At 72.1% G+C, this 3960-nt stretch carries 5 protein-coding genes; 3 read left to right on the forward strand and 2 right to left on the reverse strand.

Annotated features, from left to right (window positions below; genetic code table 11):
- Positions 1–175 precede the first annotated feature (175 nt).
- The 3 genes from AC2W7G_RS10780 to AC2W7G_RS10790 all read left to right on the forward strand — a co-directional run bounded on the left by AC2W7G_RS10780 (position 176) and on the right by AC2W7G_RS10790 (position 2469).
- Complete coding sequence (locus AC2W7G_RS10780) at positions 176–1039, forward strand: amino acid ABC transporter substrate-binding protein (protein WP_485868427.1); 864 nt, start codon at positions 176–178, stop codon at positions 1037–1039.
- Complete coding sequence (locus AC2W7G_RS10785) at positions 1036–1599, forward strand: amino acid ABC transporter permease (RefSeq protein WP_485868428.1); 564 nt, start codon at positions 1036–1038, stop codon at positions 1597–1599. Before AC2W7G_RS10780 ends, AC2W7G_RS10785 begins: the two co-directional genes overlap by 4 nt.
- 90 nt (positions 1600–1689) lie before the next feature.
- Positions 1690–2469, forward strand: a complete 780-nt coding sequence (locus AC2W7G_RS10790) for an amino acid ABC transporter ATP-binding protein (RefSeq protein ID WP_485868429.1) — start codon at positions 1690–1692, stop codon at positions 2467–2469.
- Between the two features lie 18 nt (positions 2470–2487).
- On the opposite strand, the gene AC2W7G_RS10795 is transcribed toward AC2W7G_RS10790, so the two are convergent.
- Both AC2W7G_RS10795 and AC2W7G_RS10800 read right to left on the reverse strand, forming a co-directional pair.
- Complete coding sequence (locus tag AC2W7G_RS10795; RefSeq protein ID WP_485868430.1) at positions 2488–3534, reverse strand: zinc-dependent metalloprotease; 1047 nt, start codon at positions 3532–3534, stop codon at positions 2488–2490.
- The coding region (locus AC2W7G_RS10800; RefSeq protein WP_485868431.1) for a hypothetical protein at positions 3480–3960 on the reverse strand (481 nt) is incomplete at its 5' end. The genes AC2W7G_RS10795 and AC2W7G_RS10800, both read right to left, overlap by 55 nt.

The raw sequence follows: 3960 nt of genomic DNA on the forward strand, positions 1-3960 counted from the left end.
GTGGGGTCCAGCCGGCCCCGTGCCTGCGTCACGGCGGCTCCTCTCGTCCGGTGCGTCCCGCCGGCCCCGCGTAGTCTCGGTGGTCGAGACGTGTCCGCCGGGCCCGGCGCCGTCTGCGACAACTGTGCCCGACGCGGCCGCCCTCCGGCGCCGACGCACGAACGAGAGGACCACCATGACGGAGACGCCCGGAAACGCCCCGATCTCGAACCGTCCGGGCGAGGGGCCCGCGCCGAAGCGCTCGCGCACGGGGCTGGTCGTCGGCCTCGTCGTCGCGCTCGTGGTGGTCGCGCTCGTGGCCTTCTTCCTCACCCGCGACGGCGACGACGCCTCCGACGAGGGCTACCAGCTCGTCGACGACGGCGTGCTCACCGTTGCGACCGAGGGCACCTACCGTCCCTTCACCTTCCACGAGAAGGGCGGCGACCTCGTCGGCTACGACGTCGAGGTGATCGAGGCCGTGGCCAAGGAGCTGGACCTGAAGGTCAGGTTCCAGGAGACCCAGTTCGACGCGATCTTCGCCGGCCTGGACGGCGGCCGCTTCGACCTCATCGCGAACCAGATCTCGATCAACCCCGAGCGTGAGGCCAAGTACCTCATGTCCGAGCCGTACACGATCTCCCCCGGCGTCCTGATCGTCCCGGCGACCAACACCGACATCAAGACCTTCGACGACCTGAAGGGCCGCACCACCGCCCAGTCGCTGACCAGCAACTGGTTCGAGGTCGCCAAGAGCTTCGGCGCCAAGGTCGAGGCCGTCGAGGGCTGGGCCCAGGCCGTGTCGCTGCTCGAGGACGGCCGCGTCGACGCCACCGTCAACGACAAGCTGACCCTGCTCGACTACCAGAAGCAGCAGGGCGGCGACGCCGGCCTCAAGGTCGCCGCCGAGTCCGACGACCCGTCCCGCAACGCCTTCGTCGTCACGAAGGACAACAAGGAGCTCATGGACGACGTGAACGACGCCCTCGAGGACCTGCGCGAGGACGGCACCCTGGCCAAGATCGGCGAGAAGTACTTCGGCGAGGACGTCTCTCAGTGAGTCCTGACACCTGGGACCTCGTGCAGGAGGCGCTCTGGCCCCTCCTGCGCGGGACCCTGGTGGGCACGATCCCGCTGGCGCTCGTCTCGATGGCGCTGGGCCTCGTCCTGGCCCTCGCGGTCGCGCTGGCCCGGCTGTACGGGGCACGGCCGGTGCAGTGGCTCGCCCGGGCGTACGTCTCGGTCATCCGCGGCACGCCGCTGCTGGTGCAGCTGTTCATCGTCTTCTACGGCCTGCCGTCGATCGGGGTGCGGATCGACCCGTGGCCGAGCGCCGTCATCGCGCTGTCGCTCAACGTGGCCGGCTACGCCGCCGAGATCATCCGCGCCGCCATCCAGTCCGTGCCGAAGGGGCAGTGGGAGGCGGCGTACACGGTCGGCATGAACCGGCGCCTGACGCTGCAGCGCATCGTCCTGCCCCAGGCCGTGCGGGTGTCGGTGCCGCCGCTGTCGAACTCGTTCATCTCGCTGGTCAAGGACACCTCGCTGACCTCGCTCATCCTGGTGACCGAGATGTTCCGCGAGGCCCAGGAGGTCGCGCCGCGTCCGGCGAGTTCATGACCCTCTACGTGATGGCCGCCTTCTACTACTGGGTGGTCTGCCTCGCCCTGTCGGCCGGCCAGAGCCGGCTCGAGACCCGACTGGAGCGCCATGTCGCACACTGACCCGTCCGCGCCGGTCGTCCTGCAGGCGACCGGGCTGCGCAAGAGCTTCGGCGACCTGGAGGTGCTGCGCTCGATCGACCTGACGATCCGGCGCGGCGAGGTGGTCGCGCTGATCGGGCCGTCCGGGTCGGGCAAGACCACGGTGCTGCGCTCGCTCAACGGGCTCGAGGTGCCCGACGCCGGCGTGCTGAAGGTCGGCGACGGCGTGGAGCTCGACTTCTCCTACCCGATCTCGGACGCCCACCGGTACGCCCTGCGCGACCGCTCGGCGATGGTCTTCCAGTCGCACAACCTGTTCCCGCACAAGACCGTGCTGCAGAACGTCATCGAGGGTCCGACCGTCGTGCACAAGGTGCCGCGCGACCAGGCCGTGGCTGAGGCCCGCGAGCTGCTGGAGCGCGTGGGGCTGCTCGAGAAGCAGGACGTCTACCCGCACCAGCTCTCCGGCGGGCAGCAGCAGCGCGTGGGCATCGTCCGCGCGCTCGCGCTCAAGCCCGACCTGCTGCTGTTCGACGAGCCGACCAGCGCCCTGGACCCCGAGCTCGTCGGCGAGGTGCTCGGCGTCATCAAGTCCCTGGCCGCCGAGGGCTGGACGATGGCGATCGTCACCCACGAGCTGCAGTTCGCGCGCCAGGTGGCCGACGAGGTCGTCTTCATGGCCGACGGCGTCGTCGTCGAGCGCGGCGCGCCGGCGACGTTCTTCACCGCGCCCGAGCACGAGCGCACCAAGCAGTTCCTGGACCGCCTGCTCAACCCGTTCGGCTGAGCGTCCGCCCGGCCGGCGTCAGCCGTGGACCCGGGCGAGCCACGCCGTCGGGTCCTTGATCTCGGCCTGCGACGGCAGGTTGGCCGGCTCGGCCCAGACGGCGTCGAAGGCGTCCTGCCCGCCGCGCCGGGTGACGGCGCGGACGAACGCGGCCCCGTCGCGGTACTGCGCGAGCTTGGCGTCGAGCCCGAGCAGGCGGCGCAGCAGCCCGTCCAGGCCGCCCTTGCCCTTGCGGCGGCGCTGGTCGAACTTGCGCCGGATGGTCGCGACGCTGGGGACGATCGAGGGCCCGACGCCGTCCATGACGACGTCCGCGTGACCCTCGAGCAGCGACATGACGCCGGTGACCTGCTCGACGATCTCGCGCTGGCGCTCGTTCTGCAGCAGGTCGGCCAAGCTGGTGGTGGAGTCGCCGCGGGCCAGCTCGCCCAGCCGTGACAGCGCGGTGCCGAGCGACTCGGCGACCGCCTCGGGGTCGGTGCGGCTCTCGTCGATCATCTCGCCGACGAGCGAGCGCAGGTGGCCGGCCATCCACGGCACGGCGGTGAACTGCACGCGGTGGGTCTCCTCGTGCAGGCAGACCCAGAGCCGGAAGTCGTGCGGGTCGACCTTGAGCTGGCGCTCGACGTCGACGACATTCGGCGCGACGAGCAGCAGGCGTCCCTGGTCGGCGCCGCCGGTCCAGAACGGGTCGAACTGGCCCAGCACGCGGGTGGACAGGAAGGACAGCAGCGCGCCGACCTGGACGCCGTTGACCCGGTCGCCGACGGCACGGCCGACGGGTCCGAGCTTCGTCTGCTCGGCCAGGCGCCGGCTCAACGGGTCCAGCAGCACCTCGAAGCTCTCCAGGTTGGCTGCCGACCAGGTGGGGCGGTCGACCACGAGCACCGGGGCGGTGCCGGACCCGGCGGTCAGCCCGGTGAACTCGCGCACGGGCCCCTCGGCGCGGTACGCGCCCTCGCGCAGCCGGACCACCCACGGGTACTGCTCCAGCTCCGGCAGGCGGTTCGTCATGGGGTCGAAGGCGACGTCCTCGTCGCCGGCGGTGCTCGCCGGGCCGCGCACGTGCAGCGTCGCGAACGGCGTCCACGCCCCCGCGGGCGGGCGTGGGCGAGCCGGAAGGTCTGGTCGTCGCGGGGGAAGAACGCGAGCAGCAGCGGACCGGTCGGCGTGCGGTACGGGACCAGGGTCGTGTGCGCGGCGCCCGTGGTCTCGCGGGTGGCGACCAGCAGGAAGCGGGTCAGGCGTCCGGTGCCGGTGGTCGAGACCAGCACGTCGGCGTGCCCGCCGTCGGGACGCGGCACCCGCAGCGCGATGCCGTGCACGTCCGGGAGCGGGGCGGGGACCCCGCTGGCCCGCGAGAACCGCACGAGGCACTCGTCGGTGCCGGGCTGGTCGATCCACGGCACGCCGGTCCGCGCGAGGCTGCCCTCGCGCTCGAGCCGGGCCTCGCCGGACCCCGCCGTCGGGGGTGCAGGGGCTTGCCGCGCC

Source organism: Aeromicrobium sp. PFPM2_SD2 (assembly GCF_057364525.1).